Below are 21,610 nucleotides of genomic sequence, written 5' to 3'. Positions count from 1 at the left end.
GCGAAGGGGCCGAGGTTCAGACCGAGGCGTAGAGTTCGAGATGCTCCCGCGCGCACTTTTCCCAGGAGAAGCCCAGGCTGTGCTGATAGCCCTCCTCGACCTTGTCCTCCCTTTGATTCGGCTCGGAAAGCACCTGGCGCATCGTCTCCAGAAAGGGCTCGGGACTCAACTCGGAGTAAAAGGCCCCTTCTCCGCAGACTTCGGGCAGGCTGGCCACCCGGCCGCACAGGACGGGGCAGCGCAGGCGCATCGCCTCGGCGGGCGGAAAGCCGAAGCCCTCGTACAGGCTGGGGAAAAGGAGCCCCTCCGCCCGGGAGTATAGCCATCCGAGCGTGGCATCGGAGACATGTCCCAGGAACTTCCACGAAGCGGGAGGCGTCCCCTCGCTCATGCACCCTTCCATCCTCGCTCCGACCAGCAGGAGCGGAGGAAGAGCGATGCTCCGGCTTTCCGCCAAGAGATAGATCTCCCGCAGCAGGCGGATGTTTTTGTTCGGCTTCAGGGCGCTGACGAACAGGAAATAGGATTCGGGAATCGTCGCCCGAAAAGCGTCGGTCGGCTCTTCGACCGGCAGGGCATCGACCCCGAGGTGAATCACCTCGATTTTCGACAAGGGAATACCCAGCAAGCGGTGGGCCTCATCGGCGGTGAAATGGCTGATGCAATGAATCCGCCGCGCCTGATGGAGGTAGGAAAGGCGATTCCCCGCCATGAGGCGGTTCCAGGGGCGCATGAATTGGGGGAAGCGGAGGCGAGCGAGGTCGTGCAGGGTGATGACCTGATTCGGAAAAAGGGAGGGCGGAATGATATCGCCCTGGGAGTGGAGGAGATCGAATTTTTGAAGGCGCAGCGCGACGGGCGCGATGATCCGTCCCCAGATCCCTTCCCGGTAAGCCGTCTTCATCGCCCGCAGCGGCTGCTGGAATCCGAAATTCTCGACCGGCCACGCGACGGTTTCGATCTCCATCCCGGGCGTTCCCACCGTGGCGAAACCCTTCAGCAGGCCCCGCAGATAGCGGGCAATCCCTTCCCGGGCGATAAAGAGGTGCGAGGTATCGAGGGCAATCTTCATGCGGGACGGGAACCCCGCCAGCATACGAACCCTTTCTTTCCTCACAATCCCTAAAAACGAATCTTCCCCCTTGCTTTTTTATTTGTTACGATTATAGTTTCAATATGGCCGCCGTGAACACCCAGTTCTCCATTGCCGTCCATCTCATGAGCGGGCTGGGGTGTTCCTCCCGGAAGGACCTCACCTCGGGGACCCTTTCCAAGAGCGTCAACGCCAGTCCCAGCTTCGTCCGCCGGACGGTGGCGAAGCTCTCCAAGGCGGGCCTGATCCGCACCACCCGCGGCAAGACGGGGACCTGCGTCCTCGCCAAGCGGCCTCGGGAGATCTCGTTGCTCGACATCTACCGCGCCGTCGAGCCGCCGAAGGCCTTCGCGATCCACTCCTACCCCCCCATGAAGGGGTGCGCCGTCAGCTGCCACATCCATGCCGCCCTCCAGGGCATCCTCGACAAGGCTCAGAACGCGGTGGAGGCGAGCCTCCGTAAAACCACCCTCGCCGACGTCATCGCGACGATCCAGGCGGGATAAGCCCCCCCGGCCCCCCCCTTTCCCCAACCCCAAACCAAACCAACATGAGCACCCCCATCGCCTCCTTCGACCTCACCCAGCGCCCGCCCCGGAGCCCCCGCAGCCGTCTCGGCGGTTACGCCATCCTGCCCCGCATGCTCGACAAGGGCCGCGCCGTCCTCGCCGGAAAGAACGGCGAATATCATTACGACTGCGGCCTCGACCAGCACATCATCAAGTTCATCGGGTTCGATCCCGCCGCCCTCTCGAAGGAACTCGCCGCCGGCAAGGGCGACGGGGAGATCCTCGAATGGCTGAACGCGAACGCGAAGACCCCCCGCACCCCGTGGGAAATCGAAGCCTGGTCCACTTACCAGGACAAGCGCGGCCCCGACAGCGACGCCGAAACCCTCGGCTTCTTCGCCGAGAAGGTTGGCCAATTCACGAAAACGCGGGAAGATATCAAGACGTGGTTCGACTTCCTCGATCTCGACGATCATGTCAGCTTCGGCGGCAAGGCCTAATCACCCAACCCCCATCCCCACCCCATCCATACCATGAATATCCTCTACAAGACCCAAGCCTCCGCCACCGGCGGCCGTGAAGGCAAGGCCGCGACCGACGACGGCAAGCTCTCCGTGACCCTCTCCACCGTGAAGGAACTCGGCGGCGGCGGCGGCACGGGAACGAACCCCGAACAGCTCTTCGCGGCCGGTTATTCCGCCTGCTTCCTCGGCGCGCTGAAGTTCGTCGCCAGCCAGGCGAAAGTCGCCATTCCGGCCGAATCGACCGTCACCGGCAGCGTCGGCATCGGCAAGCGGGACGACCAGCAGGGCTTCGGCCTCGAGGTCGAGCTGACGGTCCACGTCCCCGGCGTCGAGAAATCGGTCGTCGAGGAGTTGACCGCGAAGGCCCACATCGTCTGCCCCTACTCCCACGCCACCCGCGGGAACATCCCGGTCACGCTGACGGTCGCCTAAGGTCGATCCCGATCCCGTCCAAAACAAAACAAACCGCCGTCGCCGGGTCACCCTGGCGGCGGCGGTTTATTATTTCTCCACGCGCCCTTATTCCCGGCGACGCCAGAGGGTCGCCTCGGCGATGCTCCATTGGAACTTCCGGGCGTGCTCCCGGATCAGGAACGGGAGATCGACGGCGCGGACCAGCTCGAAGGCAGGGGCGAGAAGGCGCTCCAGGCTCTCCCGGGTGCCGACCGGAACGCCGTCCCGGACGAATCCGCCGAGCCATTTGTCGCGCGGCGTGTAGTCCTCCAGCCACGTATAGGGGCTGGTCAGGACGAGCTCTCCTCCCGGTCGGACCAAGGCGGGCAGCCGGGCCAGGAACCGGGCTGGATCGGCGAGCCGATCGATCAGGTTCGCGGCGAGGACAGCATCGAACGGAGAGAGATCGGGAAGGGCGAGCGCATCGCCCCGCAGGAACGCCACCCGGGCCGGATCGACCTCGGGCCGCTTCAGGACGACACGACGGGCCAGGTCGCCCTCCTCGGCGATTTCCACGGAGATCTCTCCCTCCGTCCGCAACACCTCGGCGGCCTCGACGAATCGGGCCGAGTAATCGATCCCCAGCACGGTCCCTCCCTGCCGAGCCATCTCGAAAGTCGAGCGCCCCACGGCGCACCCGAGATCGAGGGCGCGGGCTTCCGGGCCGCGCGGCGCAAAGAGCGCCGCGCACCGCGCGGGGAAGCCGAGCGCCCCTTCGGAACCGGGCGGGACGGGGTACGTCCCCTCTCCGTAATGGAAGAGGAGGTATTCGGCGACGGCCCGGTCGCTCTCGTAGAACGAGGCCATCTAGTTCAGCAGCGCCTGGAGGTAGGGGGCGGGGCGGAAGTTCTCGATCACGACGACGGTCTTCCCGTCGCGGACCATCCGGACCTCGGGAATGACGACGCCGGGGGTCTTCTCCGGGGAGAAGAGGATGTCGTCATGGGTGGCGTTCTTCGCCACGGCGAATTTGTCCGGGGTCAGCTTGCCGCCGAGATGGTCGCTCCGGCCCGTGGCGACGTGGAGGGTGCCGAGGACCTTCTCGTCCTGGATGTCGCGGCCCGAGACGGGGAGCACCTGGGTCCCGAAGCCGAGTTCGCCGAGCTCCCCCGTGACGGGATCGGATTGGAGCTTCGCATTGTGTTCCTCGATCGTTTCCGCATTGCCCTGGATCAGGGTCGCCTTCTTGATCCGCCCGCCGCTCACGTCCATGAGGCCGAGGGTGCCGTCCTCGTAACACATCGGGAACTGGCCTTCGGCCCCCGCCGGGACGTAATAGATTTCCCCGGCGGGCAGGTTGGCGATGTCGGCCTCGGGGCCGCGGCAGAGGCCGTGGCTCTTCTGGGCTTCCTGCTTCGCCGTTTCCAGGACGAGAGTCGCCTTCCTCCCCGCGAACTCGTAATCGATCTCGAAGCGGTCGGCCTTCGTCATCCCCAGGCGGAGCTTTTCGGCCTGGCGGCTGACCTCGTTGTAATCGACGGCCAGGCCGGTCTGGAGGATGATGTCGTTGAGGCCGTGGAGCGTCGCCCCCCGGAAGCCGTACTGCTTCGCGAAGGCCGTGAGCGGGGCCGTCGCCGAGTAGGTCGAGACGCAGAGGATCAGGTCGTAATTCGGGTAGACATCCTTGGCGAGGCTGAGCTTCGCGCCGGAAGGGGCGTAAGCCTCGTCCGACATGTCGAGGTTGCTGCCGCCGGTGATCTCGTAGGCGAAGAAGTCGCCCCCCTTGAAGTTCAATTCGGCCAGGCCGCCGTTCTTCAGCCCTTCGTAGAAGACCTCATAGGCCTTCCGCTGGATCGGGAACGCCGGATCGGAGAGGAAGGCGAAGTCCCGGACGCCGCGGGGATCGGGGAGGTCGATCAGGATGGCGACCCGTTCGCCGCCCTTGGGCGCGAAGACAGTGGTCAAAAGGCGGGAAAGGCTGAACTCGGGAAACTGGGGGTAGGCGGACGACATACCTTAAAGGTTGATCAAAAAAAACGTACGTCAACCTCATTCCCCGCTTCAGCTTAAAGCAAGGGATTCCGAGGTGACGCGGGGGAGCTCGACAGTGAAGAGGCTTCCCTTTCCGAACTCGCTGGCGGCCGTGATCGTTCCCCCTTGGATCTCGACGATCTTGCGGCTCAGGGCGAGCCCCAATCCCGTTCCCTGATGCTGCCGGGACTGGTCGTCCTCCAATTGGGCGAACTCCTTGAAGAGCCGGGCGAGGTTCTCCGGCTTGATCCCGATACCGGTGTCCCGCACCGCCATCGAGAAGCGTCCCTCCCCGACCGGGGCGACGTTGAGCTCGACCCTCCCGCCCTCGGGGGTGAACTTGATCGCGTTGGAAAGAAGGTTGAAGAGGACCTGCTTGAACAGCTTCTTGTCGAGCACCACCCCCTTCACCTCGGGCGCGAGAGCGGCGGCCAGCGTGATCCCCTTCTTCTGCACGAGGGGATTGACGGCGGAGGAGACTTCGCGGATCGCCTCCGGCAGGGAGAACGCCTCGGGGAAGAGGCTCATCTTCCCCGCCTCGATCTTCGCGATGTCGAGGAGGTCGTTGATCAGTTCGAGCAGGTGGCGGCCGCTCGCCAGGATGTCGTCGAGATGGCCCTTCTGGTCGGCGCTGACCGGGCCGGCGCCCCCGTCGGAAAGGATCTCGGAAAAGCCGATGATGCAGTTGAGGGGGGTCCGCAATTCATGGGTCATGTTCGCCAGGAAGCGGTTCTTCAGGGTCGCCGCGCGCTCCAGCTCGCGGGTCTTGCCGCTGAGCACCTCGTTCAGCCGAGCCAATTCGCGCGATTGGTTCCGCATCTCCAGGTGGGTCATCACCAGGCGACTCAGGACGGTCAAGGCGCTCTTCTGCTCCGGCGTCATCCGGTGGGGCGTCCGGTCGATCACGCAGAGGGTCCCCAGGGCATGTCCCTCCGGAGTGATGAGCGGCGATCCGGCATAGAAGCGGATGCCCGGCTCCCCGGTCACGAGGGGATTGTCGGCAAAGCGGTCGTCCTGCGTCGCGTCGGGGACGATGAAAATGTCGGGCTGCTGGATCGCATGGGCGCAGAACGAGAAATCGCGCGGCGTCTCGGTCGCCTCGATGCCGAACGACGCCTTGAACCACTGCCGGTCTTCGTCAACCAGGGTGACCTGGGAGATGTCCGACCCGCAAATATAGGCCGCCAAGGTGACGACATCGTCGAGGATCTTCTCGGGCGGGGTATCGAGGATCTTGTATTCCCGGAGGACGCGGAGGCGGTCGAGCTCGCTCCCGCTGATCGGAGGCATCATCATGGCTCAAGTTACCACTAAACGCCGAGGGCTCCAGTTTTTCGTATCATCCCTCCCGGAAAACAGAAGGCGATCATTCCCCCATGAGCGCCTCCAAAAGAGGCTGCCGCCATTCCCGCGCGACGGGGTCGTACGCGCCGAAGCCGGAGCAGAACTCCCAGTAGGCGGTGGTGAAGCCGTGGGATGCGGCCGTCCGGGCGACAAACGCGGTCCAGCGGACGCGGGAAGCGAGATCGCCTTTCTCGAACGAGCCGAATTCGCCGACAAAGATCGGGCGGCGGCGTTCCTCCGCCCATCCTGCCGCGTTCCCGAACTGCCACACGATATTCTGCCTCTCCTTCTCCGTTCCGAGCCAGGGGGTGCCGAGCCACTTCTCGCTCCCCCCGACCCAGGAAGCCCCCTGATGGGTGAATTCCATCGGATAGTAGAAGTGAACGGTGACGAGGAGATTCCGGTCCCGCAGCGGGAGGACGAGGTCGGGGAGCCGGTTGATGTTGTTCCAGGCGACCGGGCCGATCACGACGGTCCGGGTCGGATTGCTGGCGCGGACGACGGCGAGCGCCTTCGCGAGGATATCGTTCCAACGGTCGGCTCCCATCTCGGGCGTCGGCTCGTTGAAAAGCTCAAAGTAGACGCTGGAAGGCTCGTCCTTGTAATGCTCGGCGATCTGCTTCCAGGTGGCGAGGTAACGGCCGGTGTTGGCGTCGGGCTGCTTGTCCAGGGCATCGTCGTTATGATAGTCGAGGACGACGGTGAGATCGTTTTTCTTCGCCTGGGCGACGACCCAGTCGACCCGCTTCAGGAAGGCCGGATCGATCGTGTAATCGGGAGCCGGGCCGAGGCGAGAAACCCAGCAGATGGGGACGCGGATCGACTTGAATCCCGCCTTCCGGATCAGCGCGAAATCGTCCTCCTGCAGCACCCGTCCGTCGGTATAGGCTCCCTCATGGGGGGCTTCGAGGAAATTGCCCAGATTGAGGCCCCGCCCCATTTGGGCCGTCACCCCGGCCTGGGTGAGCCCCTCCCCCGCCGGAGCGGCCTGCGCCGCCGCGGCGCGGGGCTTGCCGTAGGCGAAGCCGGAGCCGGAGAAACCGACGTAGACTTGGCCGAAGAGATCCTTGTCCCCGTCCATCGCGTCGATGGCGTCGAAGATGCCGACGGGATAATCGACGAGCTTGTCCCAGCTCGCCCCCTGGTCGACGGAACGGAAGAGGCCCCACTCCCCGGCGACGTTTCCCGCCACGTAAAGCGTCGGATAGCCGTCGTCGGCCTGCGCCTTGCCGAGGCCGATGTTCGCCGCCGCGCGCAGGGCGGGAAGGCGGGTCCAGGTCGCGCCGCCGTCGGTGGAGTGGAACAGGCCGGCCTCGTCGCCCGCGGCAAACCAGAGATCCCCGGCATGGCCGGGGGTCGCTTTCAGCATCGGCCCCCACTTGTTCGCAACCGGATTGCCGGCCTTTGAGAAAGAGGCTCCGCCGTCGGTCGAGCGGAAGAGGCCGGCCTGCGGCGTGTAGAGATAGAAGGTGTCGGGCGCGACGCGGTCGGCGCAGAGGGGCTTCGTCGACATCGGGTGGGAATTGAAGCCGGTCTCGGAGGGGCCTCCGAGGGTCGCCTGCTTCCAGGTCGCGCCCCGGTCGGCGGTGTAGTAGGGAAGCTTCTTCGCGGAAGGGGACCAGACGAGGTGATCGGGATCGGAGGCCGAGACGGCGATCACGCCGTATTCGAGTTCCTTCGGCGCCGTCCCGTTTTCGAGGGCGGCGAAGCGGGTCCACGTCTTCCCGCCGTCGGTCGAGAAACCGCTCGAGTTCGCCTTCGGGACGAAATCGAGGTGGCTGCGGAAAACCCCGGCGATGAACTTGGGATCCCTCGCGCACCAGTCGAGCGCCCAGGCCGACATGAAGCCGGGCTGGGAACGCCGGGCCGTGTAGAGGTCGACATCGTCGAAGTAGAAGGCCCCGACATCCCACATGGCGGCGACCGGCTTCCCCCCGGGCGGGGCGATGACGTCGTTGCCGCACACCTCCTCGATCCCCTCGCTCTCCGAGCGCCAGGCGATCTGGGCGGGCGAGAGATCGCGCGTCCACCAGACGCCGAAGCCCTCCGCATACCAGATTTTCCCCTTGTCGAAGGGATCGAAGGCCAGCTGGCCGGTGCTCAGGTAATAGTTGGCCTGCTTGCCCATCCACTCGATGTTCGGGCTTTCGAGGCGGAACAGGTGGTAGGTCCAGGTCGCGCCCTGATCGAAGGAGACGAAGGTTTTCCCCCCGTTGATCATGGCGACCACGTGGTTCGGATCGAAGGGATCGACGGAGATCGCCCCGTAGGACTTGTCCTTGCCGCCGTTCGGCGCGGGGGGCGTGATCTCGGTCCAGGCGCCGGAGGGGTTCGCGCCCGGACCGTACTTCCAGAGCGACCCGACCCCCCCCTTGACGCTGTCGTAGACGACGTAATAGGTGCCGTCGGGTCCGATCGTGGCGTCGCGCGGCTTCCCCGCATCGCCCGCCGCCCCGTCGGAAATCTTGCTCCACGTCGCCCCCGCGTCGGCGCTGCGGAAGACGCCCCCCTCCTCGACCGTCGCATAGATCGTGTTCGTCCTCGCACCCGATGCCGCCTGGGTCGTCCCGCTTTTCTTGTCGAAGAGAATCGTCGTCACCCCATGCGGGGGCTTTCCGGCGGGGACGGCAGCGACCTTGCTCCATTTCCCGCCGCCGTCCTCGGTGAACCACAGGCCGTCCTGAATCGAGGCGAAGTAGACGACGTTCTCGTTCGCCGGATCGACGGCGAGCCGTTCCCCCTCCAACCGCCCCTCCCCGTTCGGCTCGAGCTTGACCCCGGTTTCCCTGAAACGGGTCGGCTGCCAATGGTCGCCGCGATCGGTGCTCCGGAAGACCTGCCCGGCGACGAGGCCGTAGGGCTGGCCCCCGAAGGCCATGTAGGCGACCTCCGGCTTGCCGGGGGCCCCGACGAGGCTGTCGACTCCCGCATATTTGCCGTAGCCGACGTACTCGGGCGGAAGGCTCGCCGAGGTGACCAGCTGCTTCCATGATGCCGTGGGGGCATTCCAGCGGTAGGCTCCCGCGACGTCGGTACGGACATAGAGGAGGTCTTTCTCCCCGGGATTGAAACTCATCCCGACGACGAAGCCGCCGCCGCCGATCTTCATCCGGCTCCACTCATAGCTTCCGCTGAGGTCGGACGAAAACGCCGTCGCCTGGCAGAAGAAGAGGGCGAGGACCCAGGCTTGAGAGAGTTTGCCCATGACAAAGGAAGGCGCTCAGGCGCTCTCGCGGACGACGAGTTCGCCGCGCACCTGGATTTCACTCGGTTCGGGGTGGCCCGCAAGCGCCCGCTCCAGCAGCGCGAACGATTGGCGGCCGATTTCCTCGTAGGGAATCCGGTAGGTCGTGAGCCCCGCCGGGGCGGCGGCCCGGAAGTCGTCGATCCCGACGACTTTCATCGCCTGGGGAATCCGGATCTTCCTTCGCTTCGCGGCGGCGATCAGGCCGAGGGCCAGATAGTCATTCGCGCAGACGACCGCCTTCACGTCCGATTGCTCCGCGAGGTACCGTTCGGCGACTTCGGTCGGCTCCCGCAGCGGATCGTCGAACCGGGGCGTCATTTCGGCCTCCTGGCGGACCCGGGCCGAGTTCCCGTCGAGGCCGGCCTCCTCCATCGCCTTCCGGTAGCCCAGATACTTGTCGCGCGTGAGGGGCGCCCACGAGAAATTCGCCAGGAAACCGATCTTCCTCAGTCCCCGCTTGAGGAGATGGCGCGTCACCTCGTACCCGGCATGGAAGCCATCGGGCACCGCGGCGGGCCGCAGGACGCCGGGCAGGTTGATCTCCGCCAGGACGATGGGGAGGCGGCACGCGTGGAGCATCTGGACGTAATAGGTATGGTCCCGTTCCGCCTGGAACGTGGGCAGCAGCACCGCCCCCTTCACGTCGAATTCCCCCAGGCGGCCGATGATCTCGGCCCCCTTCCGGAAGTCGGTCCCCGTCGGCAGCATCAACGTCCGCCGCTGGGCCCCGAAGGCGGCCTCCTGGAACCCGCAGACCGTGCGCCAGACTCCTTCGTGCCGTTCGTTGGGATAGATGAAGGCGAGGGCGTCGAGCATCTTCCCCGCCGAGGGGGGCAGGACGCGGGTCCCGTCGCGCGTCCGGCGGCCGACCAGCCCCGCAAGGGACAAAAGCGAGAGGGCCTTGCTGACCGACGTCCGGCTGCACTGGAATTCGGAGGCGAGCTCGATCTCGGTCGGCAGGCGCTCCCCGACGCCCCAATGCCCCGAGTCGATCCGCCCCCGAAGCACGGCATAGATCGCATCGGGCTTGCTCGACCGGGTTTTCCTGGAGGGGACGGACATGTTCAATTCCTTGGGGGCGCGCCCTATCGAACCGCATTCGCCCGACACGCGCCCCGCCACCCTGCCCATATGCCCTCCCAATGTCGATCACGAGCCCCATCCGGATCGATGCCCGCCAAAGAAAAGCCCCCGGAACCCTGTTTGATCGGGTTCCGGGGGCTCTCCCCTCACCTCAACGGAATCGGGTCAGGATTGAATGAATGCGAGGAGATCCGCGTTGATCTCCCCCGCATGCGTCGTCGGCATGCCATGGGGGAATCCGGGATACGTTTTCAGCTGGCCGTACTTTAAAAGCTTCACCGATTTCGCTCCCGTCGAGGAGAAGGGACAGATTTGGTCGTCTTCCCCATGCATCACCAGCACGGGAATATCGATGATCGCCAGGTCGTCGTAGAACTCGGTTTCGGAAAGGACCCGGATGCATTCATACTGCGCGATGGCGGCCCCCATCATGCCCTGCCGCCACCAATTCTCGCGAATCCCCTCGGAAATCACGGCACCGGGACGATTGAAACCGTAGAACGGCATGGTGATGTCCTTGTAAAACTGCGACCGGTGATTCGCCGTGCCGTCGCGGATCCCGTCGACCACCGCCTTCGGCACGCCGTCCGGATTCTTTTCCGTCTGCATGAAAAGAGGCGGAATCGCGCTGACGAGGACGGCCTTGGCCACCCGCCCTTTTCCGTGGCGGGCGACGTAGCGAGTCACCTCGCCGCCGCCGGTCGAGTGACCGATGTGGACCGAATTCCTGAGATCGAGGGCCTCGACGATCGCGGCCACGTCGGCGGCGTACGTGTCCATGTCGTGCCCTCGCGACGTCTGCGTCGAACGCCCGTGCCCGCGGCGGTCATGGGCGATAACCCGATACCCCTTCGCCAGGAAGAACATCATCTGCGTATCCCAATCGTCGGCGGAAAGAGGCCAGCCGTGATGGAAAAAGAGAGGCTGCCCCGTGCCCCAATCCTTGTAGAAAATCTGCGTACCGTCCTTCACCGTGATCATGCTCATCGTCTATCACTCCTTGGTTGTTTATGTGGCGGGAACCGCGTCGGGCCGGGCGCGGCAAAGCGCATGGCAGTGGCAATCTGAATGATTCCCCCTACAAAGCGACCCCTTTTCCGGGACCGATCAGGCTCTCCTTTTGGGAGAATTTAAAGCAGCAGTCATTTCCTATGATTAAAATCACCTCATAACCAATCACTTAAGAATTAATATTATAAATCTATAGACATAATAGATTTATTGATTACTCTCCGTTCAACGCATTCTCATGAGCCAGTCCTCCCCCTCTACCGCCCCCTTCTTCATCGTCGGCAGCGAGCGTTCCGGCACCACCCTCCTGATGGCGATCCTCGGCCACCACAGCCGCCTCGCCGTCCCGGAGGTCGCGTGGTATTACCCCCGCTTCCGCGCCTACCTCCACACCTACGGCGACCTGACGAAACCGGCCCACTTCCGCACCCTCGTCTCGGAGATGATCTTCGGGCTGAAGACTCCCTTCTTCGGCCTCCCGCTCAATCCAGCCACCATCGTCGACGAGCTCGTCGCGGCGACGCAGGCCCCGACATTCGCCGAGGCCTACCGGGTGATCCTCGAACGGTACGCCGCCGCGGTGAACAAGCCCCGCTGGGGCGAGAAGACGCCCCACAACCTCTTCTATGTCCGCGAGATCCTCGCCGACTTCCCCGGGGCGAAGATCATCAACCTCGTCCGGGACGGACGGGACATCGCCGTCGAGCAGCTCCGTTCCGCCTTCGGCCCCCGCAACGCCTACGCCGCCGCCGTCGTCTGGAAGCGGACCCACGAGGTCGCCGCGCAACTGCGGAGGGAACTCCCCGCCGCAACGTGGCTCGACGTCTCCTACGAGAAGCTGGCCGCCGATCCCGAGCCGGTCCTCCGCGAGGTCGCGGCCTTCCTCGGCGAGGCCTACGAGCCGCAGATCCTCGAATTCCACCGGGGCGAGATCGCCCAACGGCGCGGCAAGACCCGGGACCACAAGCCCCTCGGCCAACCCGTCTCCTCCGATTACATCGGCCTCTACCGCCGCCACCTCAGCCTCCACGACCAGGAGATCTTCGCGGGCGTCGCGGGCGGGGCCCTGCGCGAGCTCGGCTACGCCGTCGAGGTCGAGGGTGCGGTCCCCTCCGTCCAGGACGCCGCCCTCTACCTCGAGCACGACAGCCGGATCCGCGCCGCCACCCTCGACGCCCCCGAGGGCCACGTCGTCTACGAGAGCCTCAACGACTGGCTCATAGACCAGCGCGAGGAACGCCGCCGCCGGGGCCTCTGGAAGGAAACCGCCGTCCCCGCCCCGACCCTCTCCGAAGTCCTCGATTGGGATGCCGAATTCATCTCCGGCCAGCGCGCGCCGCGCCGGTGGAAAGAGTACTTCGCCGTGAAGCGCCGCTACACCGCGACCGAACTCGTCCTCTAACCGCAAGCACCGCACCCCGCCCACGCGTCAACGCCCGGCCCGCCATGTCCCTCACCCTCGCTTCCGCCCCCCTCCCCGCCGACAAGGCCGCAACCGCCGCCGTCCCCACCGGCGCGATCCGCGTCGAGGGGGTCGCCGTCCATTTCCCCGCCCGGGGCAAACGGCCCGTCGGGACCAGCGGACGGACGGTGGCGGCCCTCGACGGCATCGACCTCGTCGTCCCTCCGGGCCAGTTCGTCGCCCTCCTCGGGCCGTCGGGCTGCGGCAAGTCGACCCTCCTCAACGTCCTCGCCGGATTCCAGCCGCCGAGCGCGGGCCGCGCCGTCGTCGACGGCGAGACCGTCCGGGAGCCGAGCGCCCGCCGCCCCGTCGTCTTCCAGAACCACTCCCTCTTCCCGTGGATGACCGTCCTGGAGAACGTCGCCTTCGGCCTCCGCAACCTCAAGCGCCCCCACCCCCTCGACACCGCCCGCCGTCACCTCGCCCTCGTCGGCCTCGGCGCCTATGCCGATCACTACCCGACCCAGCTCTCCGGCGGGATGCAGCAGCGCGTCGGCCTCGCCCGCGCCCTCGCCATCGAGCCGCCCCTCCTCCTCATGGACGAGCCCTTCGGGGCCCTCGACGCCCAGACCCGCCTCCTCATGCAGGAGCAGCTCCTCTCCCTTTGGGAATCGTGGCGGCACACCGTCGTCTTCGTCACCCACGACATCGACGAGGCGATCTACCTCGCCGACCGCGTCGTCGTACTCGGCGTGAGGCCGAACGCCGTCCGGGGCGATTTCGCCGTCCATCTCCCCCGTCCCCGCGGCTTCGCCGTCCGCCGCAGCGACGCCTACCTCGAGCTCCACGAACAACTCTTCGCCCTCATCCGGGAGGAGAGCCTGAAGAACTTCGGCCCTGCGGAAGGAAAGACGTCATGAGCGGGAAGACGCGCTCCCTCCTTTGGCGCCGCCTCGGCCCCTGGCTCCTCGGCGGGACGGGCATCCTTCTCTTCCTCGGGGGGTGGAGCGCCGTCGCCCTCGCCTTCCATAACGCCATCCTGGTCCCCTCCCCCTGGGAGGTGGCGGCGAGCGTCGGGGACCTGGTCAAGGACGGCACCCTCCTCGGCGATCTCGGCGCGAGCCTCCGCCGGGTCTTCCTCGGCTTCGGCATCGCCGCCGGGCTCTCCGTCCCCCTCGCCCTCGCCATGGGCGCGATCACCCCGCTCCGCTGGCTCCTCCTCCCCGTCGTCTCCCTCCTCCGCCCGATCCCCCCCATCGCCTGGATCCCGATGGCGATCCTCTGGTTCGGCATCGGCGACGCCTCGGGCTGCTTCATCACCGCCCTCGCCGCCTTCTTCCCCGTCTTCATCAACACCCTCGGCGCGGCCCTCTCCGTCGAGCCCCAATACCTCCGCGCCGCGAGGTGCCTCGGCGCGGGCCGCCTCACCCTCCTCACCCGGGTTTATCTCCCCTCCTCCCTGCCCGCCGTCTGGACCGGGCTGAAGATCGGCCTCGGCCAGTCGTGGATGGCCGTCGTCACCGCCGAGCTCGTCGCCGCCCAATCGGGCCTCGGCTACATGATCCAGCTGAACCGCATCCAGCTCGAAACCCCGCGCGTCTTCGTCGGCATGATCGTCATCGCGATCACCGGCACCGCCATGACCGTCGGCCTCGAACGGCTCGAGCGGGTCCTCTTTCCTTGGAGACATCTCCGCTAAGCCCAAAACCAAACCGACTCCCACCACCGCCCGAGTCACCCACCCCCCTCTCCTCCCATGAAACGCCTCCTCCCCCTCCTCCTCGCCTCCGCCCTGCTCTTCCAGGCGCAGGCCCGCGCCGAAGAGACCGCCGTCCCCGTCCGGTACGGCTACGCCACCGCCCTCCACGGCGAGATCGCCCTCGCCCTCGACAAGAGCGGCATCGCGAAGAAGCACGGCCTCGCCGTCCAGTCGACCTTCTTCCAATACGGCCCTCCCCAGGTCGAAGCCCTCGCCGCGAAGAGCATCGACCTCTCCTTTACCTCGGTCGTCCCGACGGCGAACTACGTCGCCAAGCAGCCCGACGCCGTCGAGGTCGTCGCCGTCCTCGGCACCTCGGCCCACGGCCTCGTCGTCCCCGCCGACAGCCCGCTCAGGACCCTCGCCGACTTCAAGGGAAAGAAGATCGCCGTCGCCTTCGGGACCGACTCCCACGTCGATCTCCTCTCCTCGCTGAAGGCCGCCGGGCTCGACCCCGCGAAGGACGTCACCCTCATCAACGTCCCGCCGAACGAGCAGCCCGCCGCCCTCGAGCAGAAGCTCGCCGACGGCGTCCTCCTCCGCCAGCCGCAGCTCTACAAGTTCACCCAGAAGGGCGCCCGCGAGATCGTCCGCTGGCCCCACCAGCTCTGGGTCATCGGCCGGACCGAATGGCTGAAGGAGAATCCCGACGCCGCGAAGCGTTTCGTCGCCGCCCTGAAGGAAACCGTCGTCTTCGTCGCGAAGAACCCGAAGGAAGCCTCCGCCTGGTTCGGCGAAACCCTCCGCCTCGAACCCGCCCTCGTCGAGAAGATCGCCGCCGAAAATCCCGTCTACGCCGGGGCCTCCGATCCCTCCAAGGTCGACCTCTCCGCCTCGCCCGATCTCCGCGCCTTCGTCGCGAAGCGCGCGCAGGAACTCGTCGACTTCGGCCTCAGCAAGAACCTCCCGGTCATCCGCTTCGCCGAATAAGCCGAGCGCGCCTTCCGTGACGACGCCCCTTCCCACCCGCCCCGGCGGGATCGCCCCCGCCGGATTGCCCGGATACATCGCGGGGCTTCCGTTCCTGGGACGGCTGACCTCCGCCCATCACGGGCGGCGGGTCGAGGCGGGGAGCGTCGTCGAGCTGGTCTTCGATTACGAGGTCGGCGCGGCGGCCCTCGCCGACGGCGGCTGGCTGAAGATCGCCTTCCGGTTCTATTCCGATTGGTCCCTCTTCCAGACCGCCGATCCGGCGGCGGCCGATTACCTCTCCGCCGAACTCCTTTCCCGCCCCCCCTTTCCCGGCGAAAGCCCCGCCACCGTCCGCGAGCTGAAGGTCCGCTTCGACCAGAAGGGCCACGAGCGCCCCTACCAAAAGGCGATCCTCGTCGACGTCGTCGACGGCTACCTGAAGCCGGGCGACGTCATCCGGATCCGCGCCGGGGACCGCCGCTTCGGCGGGCCCGGCACCCGCATCCAGACCTTCGTCGAGGAGGCCTTCCGCTTCCGTGCTTACGTCGACACGGCGGGAACCTCCCGCTTCGCCGCCGTCCCGGGGGACGTCGTCCTCGACATCGCGAGCGGCCCGGCCACGCGCCTCGAAGTGACGACCCCCCGCCTCGTCCGCGCCGGCGAACCCGTTCCCCTCCACGTCCGCGCCGAAGACCGCTGGGGCAATCTGGCGACGGTCGATTCCCTCGAACTCCACCTCGACGGCGGCACGTGGGGCGAGACCGCCCCCGCTCCCTCCCTTCCCGGAAGCGCGCTCCGCCGCATCGCCCTCTTCCCCGATGCCGGAACGTTCTCCCTTCGCGCCACGGCCCCGAAAGAGGGGCTCGCCTCGACCGCCCCGGTCACCGTCGAGGCCGGGCTCGCCGTCCCCCGCGCCTGGTTCGCCGATCTGCACGTCCACTCCCACGACACCGTCGGTACCAATTCGACCGAGCGGAACTTCGCCTACGCCCGGGACGCCGCCGCCCTCGACGTCCTCGGATACACCGTGAACGACTTCCAAATCCGCGAGGACCGGTGGAATGAGGCCGTCGCCCTGGCGCGGACGTTTCATCAGGAAGGGAAATTCGTCGTCTTCCCCGGCACCGAATGGTGCGGCAGTTCCGCCGCGGGCGGCGACCACAACGTCGTCTTCCTCGGCGACGAGATCCGCTTCCCCCGCGACGCGGCGGGCCGCTCCCTCCGCTCCTTCGAGTGGAACGAGGATACCACGGCGCGGGAACAGATCCCGGGCCGCTGGCCCCTCTCCGAACTCTACGCCGCCTACGCCGACCAGCCGGAGGATTTTCTCTTCATCCCCCACGTCGGCGGGCGGCGGGCGATCCTCGACTGGCACCATCCCGGGCTCGACCGCCTGATCGAGATCGCCTCCTCGTGGGGCCACTTCGACTGGTTCTACCGCGACGCCCTCTCTCGCGGCTGGCAGCTCGGTGCCAGCGCGGCGGGCGACGAGCACCGGGGACGCCCCGGGGGCGGCGCTCCCGGCGTCTCGGTCTTCGGTGCGCGGGGCGGCTTGACCGGCATCCTGTCGGAGAAACTGGAACGCGCCGACATCGCCGCCGCCCTCCGGGCCCGCCACACCTGGGCGACGACCGGAGAGCGCAACGTGGCCCTTCTCCGGAGCGGCCCCCATCGCCAGGGCGACGCCTTCGCCCATGCGGGGAGCGAGCCCCTGGAAGTCGCCTACCGCCTCCTCGGCCGAACCGGATGGGAACGGCTCGAGCTCCGCGACCACGCCGGCTCCCCCCTCATCCGCAATCTCCATGCCGAGCTCGGCTACTCCCCCCGCCGCCTCCGTGTCACCTGGGGCGGGGCGCGGATCAAGGACCGCTATCGGTGGGCCGTCTGGCGCGGGAAGATCACCGTCGAGGGTGCCACCCTGAGGCAGGTCCGCGCGTTCGGGCTCGAACACCCCGAGGAACAGGCCGCCCAGACCGGGGAGCGCGAGATCACTTTCGCCAGCGAGACCTACGGCGATGCCGACGGGGTCGAATTCGATCTCTCCGATCTCGCCGCCGCGACGATCCGCGTCGAGGTCGAGATCGACGGTTTCAACAAGACGGGGAGCCCCCTCGACCGCAACCCCTGGAAAGAGTGCCCCCGCGCCGAGATCGCGATCTCGGGCCGCGAATGGGCCGAGGGGAAGGCGTCCTCCCTCCGCCGCGATCTCCCCGGGGCCGAGCTCTTCCTCGAAATCGAGCGCATCACCGAGGCCCCCCTTCCGATCGACATCGCGGGCACGTTCACCGTCGCCCCCGGCAACGCCTCCTTCGGCTTCCTTCCCCTCCACCTCTTCGGACGGGAGCGGGACGACGCCAAGGCCTGGACCTCCCCGCTTTTCATCACCTTCACTTAGAGCCTACATGTCGACCCTCTCCCCCGCCGACCTCGCCCTCCTCCTCGAAGCCCATCCGGGCCTCCCCCTCTTCGACGTCCGCACGCCCGGCGAATTCCGAAGCGTTCACATTCCCCAGGCCCGCAACCTTCCGCTCGACCGCCTCAACCCCGACGCCGTCGCTGCGGCGGGCGTCTCCCTCGAGACCCCGATCTATCTCCTGTGCGCGAGCGGGCGGCGGGCCCGGCAGGCCGCGGAGGAATTCCGCCTCGGAGGCTTCCGCCATCCCGTCGTCATCGAAGGCGGGATCACGGCGTGGGAAAAGGCGGGCCTCCCCGTGACCCGGAGCGCGGGCGGCGTCATCAGCCTGGAACGCCAGATCCGGATCGCGGCGGGTTCCCTCGTCGTCCTCGGCGTCGTGCTGGCCTGGCTCGTCTCGCCGCTCTTCGTCCTGCTCTCCGGTTTCGTCGGCGTCGGCCTCGTCTTCGCGGGCGCCACCGATTGGTGCGGCCTCGGCCTGCTCCTCGCCCGGCTCCCGTGGAACCGCGCCTCTTGACCATTTTTCCGCTAGATTTGTATTCGATTGAAAACAAACACCTTATAAGATTTTTCCCTTGCGCCCCACGGCGCTCCTGCTAGGAAAACACGACCTGTCCACAGGCGTCCGCCCTCGATTTTCGCAACGCCGCAGTCCGATCCCACCTGGGAACGATTGCCTTAACTGTAGTCCGCAACAGAAAGGTTTTTCGTCCCATGAGTACATCGCCCGTTTCCGTCCCCCAGCTCAGCCTGAGCGCCGCCGCCGCCCGCAATCTCGCCACCGCCACGGTGACCGTCCCGCAGAACGCGGCGCGGACGCCCCGCTGGCTCCCGAAGCTCCTCCCCTGGATCAACGTCGACGGCGGCGTCTACCGCGTCAACCGCCGCAAGATCCTCGTCGGCGCTCCCGGCCACCTCCGCGTCGTCGCCGACGGGGCGAAGTCCCGCGTCGACGCCGCCAGCCTGCGCGGCATCCCCCTCTTCGCCTCCGTGAGCGACGCCGCCTTGGCCGACCTCGCCGACCTCTTCTCCGTCGAGCGCCACGCCGCCGGGCAGACCTTCGTGAAGGAGGGGGAAGCGGGCAAAAACGGCAAGCTCTACATCGTCGCCGACGGCAAGGTCGAGCTTTCCGTCGACGGCCCCCAGGGCATCCGCCTGCGGCAGAATCTCTTCGGGACCGGCAGTTTCTTCGGTGCCGACGCGCTCCTCGGCGACGTCGCCGCGCTTCCCGCCGTGAAGGCCCTCGCCGGCTCGATCCTCCTCGCGCTTGACCGTCCCAGGTTCGAGGCCCACCTCAAGAAGCACGCCTCGCTCCGCAAGGAGATCGAGGCCTCCGTCGCCGCGCGCCGCGAGGCCCTCGCCCGCTCGAACGAGCACGGCGAGAGCGTCGTCGACCTCCGCATCGTCCAGGGCGGCGAGCCGCAGCTCCCCACCACCTTCGTCGACTACGAGGAAGATCCCCGCGAATACCACCTCAGCACCATCCAGACCGTCCTCCGCACCCACACCCGGGTCACCGATCTCTACAGCAACAAGATCGACCAGCTGAAGGAGCAGGTCCGCCTCACCGTCGAGTCGGTCAACGAATGGGAGGAATGGGAACTGATCAACAACGCCGACTTCGGCCTCCTCAACACCGTCGCCCCCTCCCAGCGCATCCCGACGCGGAGCGGCCCGCCGACCCCGGACGACCTCGACGAGCTCCTCTCCAAGGTCTGGAAGAAGCCCGCGTTCTTCCTCGCCCATCCGAAGGCGATCGCCGCCTTCGGCCGCGAATGCACCCGCCGGGGCGTTCCGCCGCCGACGGTCAGCCTCTTCGGCTCGCCCTTCCTGACGTGGCGCGGCGTCCCCCTCGTCCCGAGCGACAAGCTCCTCATCGACGGGCGGACCACCCCGGACGACAACCTCGGCACCACCAGCATCCTCCTCCTCCGCGTCGGCGAGGCGGAGCAGGGCGTCGTCGGCCTCCAGAAGGCGGGCGTCCCCGGCGAGGTCGAGCCCGGCCTTTCCGTCCGCTACATGGGGACCGACGAGAACTCGATCGCCTCGCACCTCGTCACCCGGTATTTCTCCGCCTCCGTCCTCACCGACGACGCCATCGCGCGGCTCGATAACGTCGTCGTCGGCCGCTACCACGACTACGTCTAAGAGCCCGGCATGAGCACCTCCCCCGGCGAAATCGACAACGACCTCATCGCCCGCCTCGCCGCCGAGATCTTCTCGGCGGACCGGGGAGCGGCGGTGCCCTCCCCAGGCCCCGGTCTGCCGACCCCCGTCGGGATCGGCAACGCCTATCCGAGCGGCGCCTCGGAGATTTCCCCGCCGGTCCACTCCGGCGTCACCCCCGCCTCGGCTCCGGAAGCCTCCGCCCCCGCCGTCCCCTCCGGAACGGGGGGCGAGAACTTCGGCGAGCCCCAGTGCTTCCGCGACGAGCCGAACGCCTTCCCCTACGACTTCCGCTCCGGGCGTTCCGTTTCCTCGCCCTCCGGGATCTCCCCCGCCCCAGCCACGCCCGGCAAGAGCGCCGCGCCGCAATCCTCCGCGGGCGAGTTCTACTTCCTCCCCGGCGACCTCGTCCCCGCATCGTCCCTTCCGCACTCTCCCGCCGCCTTCGACGTCGAGGGCGTCCGCCGCGATTTCCCCGCCCTCCACCAGCGCGTCAATGGCAAGCCCCTCATCTGGCTCGACAACGCCGCCACCACCCACAAGCCCCAGGTCGTCCTTGACGCCATCTCCCGCTACTACGCGAACGACAACTCGAACATCCACCGCGCCGCCCACACCCTCGCCGCCCGCTCGACCGACCTCTACGAGGGAGCCCGCGAGAAAGTCCGCCGCTTCCTCGGCGCCGCCGACGCGAAGGAGATCGTCTTCGTCCGCGGCACCACCGAGGCGATCAACCTCGTCGCCCAGACCTACGGACGGCAGAACATCGGCGCGGGCGACGAGATCGTCGTCACCACGATGGAGCACCACGCCAACATCGTCCCCTGGCAGCTCCTGAGCCAGCAGACCGGGGCCGTGCTCCGCGTCGCCCCCATCAACGACCGGGGCGAGCTCCTCCTCGACCAGTTCGCCGCCCTCCTCGGGCCGCGCACCAAACTCGTCTCGATCACCCAGGTCGCCAACGCGCTGGGCACCGTCAACCCCGTCGAGCAGGTCATCGCCATCGCCCACGCCTACGGCGTCCCCGTCCTCGTCGACGGCGCTCAGTCGACCCCCCACATGCCGGTCAACGTCCAGGCGATGGGGGCCGATTTCTTCGTCTTCTCGGGCCACAAGATCTTCGGCCCGACCGGCATCGGCGTCCTCTACGGCAAGGCGGCGCTGCTGGAGCAGATGCCCCCGTGGCAGGGCGGCGGCAACATGATCGCCGACGTCACCTTCACGAAGACCGTCTACCAGGGCATCCCGAACAAGTTCGAGGCCGGCACCGGGAACATCGCCGACGTCGTCGGCCTCGGCGCCGCCATCGACTACCTCCAGGGCCTCGGCATGCCCGCCATCGCGGCCTACGAACACGACCTCCTCGTCTACGCCACCGAGGGCCTCGCTACCGTCCCCGGCCTCCGTCCCATCGGCACCGCCGCGAACAAGGCGAGCGTCCTCTCCTTCGTCTTTGAAAACGGTCGCGGCGTCTCCACCGAGGAGGTCGGCAAATACCTCGACCAGCACGGCATCGCCGTCCGCTCCGGCCACCACTGCGCCCAGCCCGCGCTGCGCCGCTTCGGCGTCGAGCAGACCGTCCGCCCTTCCCTCGCGTTCTACAACACGCGGACCGAGGTCGACACGCTGGTCCGCGCCCTCCACTCCTTCCGCCGCAAAGGCTGATTCCTCTTCGAGAACACCCCGCTTTTCAGCGCCCTAAAAACCTATCCTTCCCATAGAG

Annotated in this window: 18 protein-coding genes; 11 read left to right on the top strand and 7 right to left on the bottom strand. The window is 67.1% G+C overall.

Annotated features, from left to right (window positions below; all coding sequences use genetic code 11):
* Positions 1-16: 16 nt before the first annotated feature.
* Positions 17-1,072 carry a glycosyltransferase family 1 protein gene (locus BLU04_RS10385; protein WP_162274675.1) on the bottom strand — a complete coding sequence of 352 codons (1,056 nt, stop codon included), beginning with the start codon at positions 1,070-1,072 and terminating at the stop codon, positions 17-19.
* Between the two features lie 104 nt (positions 1,073-1,176).
* Between BLU04_RS10385 and BLU04_RS10380 the strand changes: the two genes are divergently transcribed.
* The 3 genes from BLU04_RS10380 to BLU04_RS10370 are packed head-to-tail and all read left to right on the top strand — an operon-like array spanning position 1,177 to position 2,558.
* Positions 1,177-1,599 (top strand): Rrf2 family transcriptional regulator, encoded by a 423-nt coding sequence (locus BLU04_RS10380; RefSeq protein WP_093285539.1) that lies wholly within the window; start codon positions 1,177-1,179, stop codon positions 1,597-1,599.
* 44 nt (positions 1,600-1,643) lie between these two features.
* Entirely contained in the window at positions 1,644-2,102 is a 459-nt protein-coding gene (locus BLU04_RS10375) for a DUF5069 domain-containing protein (protein WP_093285537.1), read from the top strand.
* A gap of 33 nt (positions 2,103-2,135) precedes the next feature.
* Positions 2,136-2,558: an organic hydroperoxide resistance protein gene (locus BLU04_RS10370; protein ID WP_093285534.1), complete on the top strand. Its 423-nt coding sequence runs from the start codon at positions 2,136-2,138 to the stop codon at positions 2,556-2,558.
* An 87-nt stretch (positions 2,559-2,645) separates the two neighbouring features.
* Here the strand turns inward: BLU04_RS10370 and BLU04_RS10365 are convergent, their stop codons facing one another.
* From BLU04_RS10365 to BLU04_RS10340, 6 genes are all read right to left on the bottom strand, one after another.
* Positions 2,646-3,386 (bottom strand): putative 4-mercaptohistidine N1-methyltransferase, encoded by a 741-nt coding sequence (locus BLU04_RS10365; protein ID WP_093285532.1) that lies wholly within the window; start codon positions 3,384-3,386, stop codon positions 2,646-2,648.
* Complete coding sequence (locus tag BLU04_RS10360) at positions 3,387-4,532, bottom strand: hypothetical protein (protein WP_093285529.1); 1,146 nt, start codon at positions 4,530-4,532, stop codon at positions 3,387-3,389.
* Between the two features lie 48 nt (positions 4,533-4,580).
* Complete coding sequence (locus BLU04_RS10355; protein ID WP_093285527.1) at positions 4,581-5,846, bottom strand: GAF domain-containing sensor histidine kinase; 1,266 nt, start codon at positions 5,844-5,846, stop codon at positions 4,581-4,583.
* A 70-nt stretch (positions 5,847-5,916) separates the two neighbouring features.
* The gene (locus BLU04_RS10350) at positions 5,917-9,099 is read right to left on the bottom strand and encodes a cellulase family glycosylhydrolase (protein WP_093285524.1); all 3,183 of its coding nucleotides are present in this window, start codon (positions 9,097-9,099) and stop codon (positions 5,917-5,919) included.
* A gap of 15 nt (positions 9,100-9,114) precedes the next feature.
* Entirely contained in the window at positions 9,115-10,203 is a 1,089-nt protein-coding gene (locus tag BLU04_RS10345; RefSeq protein ID WP_093285522.1) for a substrate-binding domain-containing protein, read from the bottom strand.
* 186 nt (positions 10,204-10,389) lie between these two features.
* Positions 10,390-11,211, bottom strand: a complete 822-nt coding sequence (locus BLU04_RS10340; protein WP_093285519.1) for an alpha/beta hydrolase — start codon at positions 11,209-11,211, stop codon at positions 10,390-10,392.
* A 262-nt stretch (positions 11,212-11,473) separates the two neighbouring features.
* On the opposite strand from BLU04_RS10340, the gene BLU04_RS10335 reads away from it, so the two are divergent.
* The 8 genes from BLU04_RS10335 (at position 11,474) to BLU04_RS10300 (ending at position 21,552) form a co-directional block, all read left to right on the top strand.
* Positions 11,474-12,637, top strand: coding sequence for a sulfotransferase (locus BLU04_RS10335; protein WP_093285516.1), 1,164 nt, complete (start codon positions 11,474-11,476; stop codon positions 12,635-12,637).
* Between the two features lie 44 nt (positions 12,638-12,681).
* Positions 12,682-13,557 (top strand): ABC transporter ATP-binding protein, encoded by an 876-nt coding sequence (locus tag BLU04_RS10330; protein ID WP_093285514.1) that lies wholly within the window; start codon positions 12,682-12,684, stop codon positions 13,555-13,557.
* The gene (locus tag BLU04_RS10325; RefSeq protein WP_093285511.1) at positions 13,554-14,336 is read left to right on the top strand and encodes an ABC transporter permease; all 783 of its coding nucleotides are present in this window, start codon (positions 13,554-13,556) and stop codon (positions 14,334-14,336) included. The genes BLU04_RS10330 and BLU04_RS10325 overlap by 4 nt, the downstream gene beginning before the upstream one ends.
* A 57-nt stretch (positions 14,337-14,393) precedes the next feature.
* On the top strand, positions 14,394-15,326 hold the full coding sequence (locus BLU04_RS10320) for an NrtA/SsuA/CpmA family ABC transporter substrate-binding protein (protein WP_093285509.1): 933 nt from the start codon (positions 14,394-14,396) through the stop codon (positions 15,324-15,326).
* Between the two features lie 16 nt (positions 15,327-15,342).
* Entirely contained in the window at positions 15,343-17,703 is a 2,361-nt protein-coding gene (locus BLU04_RS10315; RefSeq protein ID WP_093285506.1) for a hypothetical protein, read from the top strand.
* A gap of 7 nt (positions 17,704-17,710) precedes the next feature.
* On the top strand, positions 17,711-18,238 hold the full coding sequence (locus BLU04_RS10310) for a rhodanese-like domain-containing protein (RefSeq protein WP_093285504.1): 528 nt from the start codon (positions 17,711-17,713) through the stop codon (positions 18,236-18,238).
* A 197-nt stretch (positions 18,239-18,435) separates the two neighbouring features.
* Positions 18,436-19,869: a family 2B encapsulin nanocompartment shell protein gene (locus tag BLU04_RS10305; protein WP_093285501.1), complete on the top strand. Its 1,434-nt coding sequence runs from the start codon at positions 18,436-18,438 to the stop codon at positions 19,867-19,869.
* Positions 19,870-19,878: 9 nt separating this feature from the next.
* Positions 19,879-21,552, top strand: coding sequence for a family 2A encapsulin nanocompartment cargo protein cysteine desulfurase (locus BLU04_RS10300; protein WP_173862567.1), 1,674 nt, complete (start codon positions 19,879-19,881; stop codon positions 21,550-21,552).
* Positions 21,553-21,610: the final 58 nt, after the last annotated feature.

It is taken from the genome of Verrucomicrobium sp. GAS474, assembly GCF_900105685.1.
In the GTDB taxonomy this organism is placed as follows: domain Bacteria; phylum Verrucomicrobiota; class Verrucomicrobiia; order Methylacidiphilales; family GAS474; genus GAS474.
Note: the sequence above shows the minus strand (reverse complement) of the source record. Positions and strands in the feature narration are given on the sequence as shown.

What these genes read in the sequence shown, in the direction of transcription:
- BLU04_RS10385 (WP_162274675.1), bottom strand. Translation starts at nt 1,072, where the DNA reads ATGAAGATTGCCCTCGATACCTCGCACCTCTTTATCGCCCGGGAAGGG.
- BLU04_RS10380 (WP_093285539.1), top strand. Translation starts at nt 1,177, where the DNA reads ATGGCCGCCGTGAACACCCAGTTCTCCATTGCCGTCCATCTCATGAGC.
- BLU04_RS10375 (WP_093285537.1), top strand. Translation starts at nt 1,644, where the DNA reads ATGAGCACCCCCATCGCCTCCTTCGACCTCACCCAGCGCCCGCCCCGG.
- BLU04_RS10370 (WP_093285534.1), top strand. Translation starts at nt 2,136, where the DNA reads ATGAATATCCTCTACAAGACCCAAGCCTCCGCCACCGGCGGCCGTGAA.
- BLU04_RS10365 (WP_093285532.1), bottom strand. Translation starts at nt 3,386, where the DNA reads ATGGCCTCGTTCTACGAGAGCGACCGGGCCGTCGCCGAATACCTCCTC.
- BLU04_RS10360 (WP_093285529.1), bottom strand. Translation starts at nt 4,532, where the DNA reads ATGTCGTCCGCCTACCCCCAGTTTCCCGAGTTCAGCCTTTCCCGCCTT.
- BLU04_RS10355 (WP_093285527.1), bottom strand. Translation starts at nt 5,846, where the DNA reads ATGATGATGCCTCCGATCAGCGGGAGCGAGCTCGACCGCCTCCGCGTC.
- BLU04_RS10350 (WP_093285524.1), bottom strand. Translation starts at nt 9,099, where the DNA reads ATGGGCAAACTCTCTCAAGCCTGGGTCCTCGCCCTCTTCTTCTGCCAG.
- BLU04_RS10345 (WP_093285522.1), bottom strand. Translation starts at nt 10,203, where the DNA reads ATGTCCGTCCCCTCCAGGAAAACCCGGTCGAGCAAGCCCGATGCGATC.
- BLU04_RS10340 (WP_093285519.1), bottom strand. Translation starts at nt 11,211, where the DNA reads ATGAGCATGATCACGGTGAAGGACGGTACGCAGATTTTCTACAAGGAT.
- BLU04_RS10335 (WP_093285516.1), top strand. Translation starts at nt 11,474, where the DNA reads ATGAGCCAGTCCTCCCCCTCTACCGCCCCCTTCTTCATCGTCGGCAGC.
- BLU04_RS10330 (WP_093285514.1), top strand. Translation starts at nt 12,682, where the DNA reads ATGTCCCTCACCCTCGCTTCCGCCCCCCTCCCCGCCGACAAGGCCGCA.
- BLU04_RS10325 (WP_093285511.1), top strand. Translation starts at nt 13,554, where the DNA reads ATGAGCGGGAAGACGCGCTCCCTCCTTTGGCGCCGCCTCGGCCCCTGG.
- BLU04_RS10320 (WP_093285509.1), top strand. Translation starts at nt 14,394, where the DNA reads ATGAAACGCCTCCTCCCCCTCCTCCTCGCCTCCGCCCTGCTCTTCCAG.
- BLU04_RS10310 (WP_093285504.1), top strand. Translation starts at nt 17,711, where the DNA reads ATGTCGACCCTCTCCCCCGCCGACCTCGCCCTCCTCCTCGAAGCCCAT.
- BLU04_RS10305 (WP_093285501.1), top strand. Translation starts at nt 18,436, where the DNA reads ATGAGTACATCGCCCGTTTCCGTCCCCCAGCTCAGCCTGAGCGCCGCC.
- BLU04_RS10300 (WP_173862567.1), top strand. Translation starts at nt 19,879, where the DNA reads ATGAGCACCTCCCCCGGCGAAATCGACAACGACCTCATCGCCCGCCTC.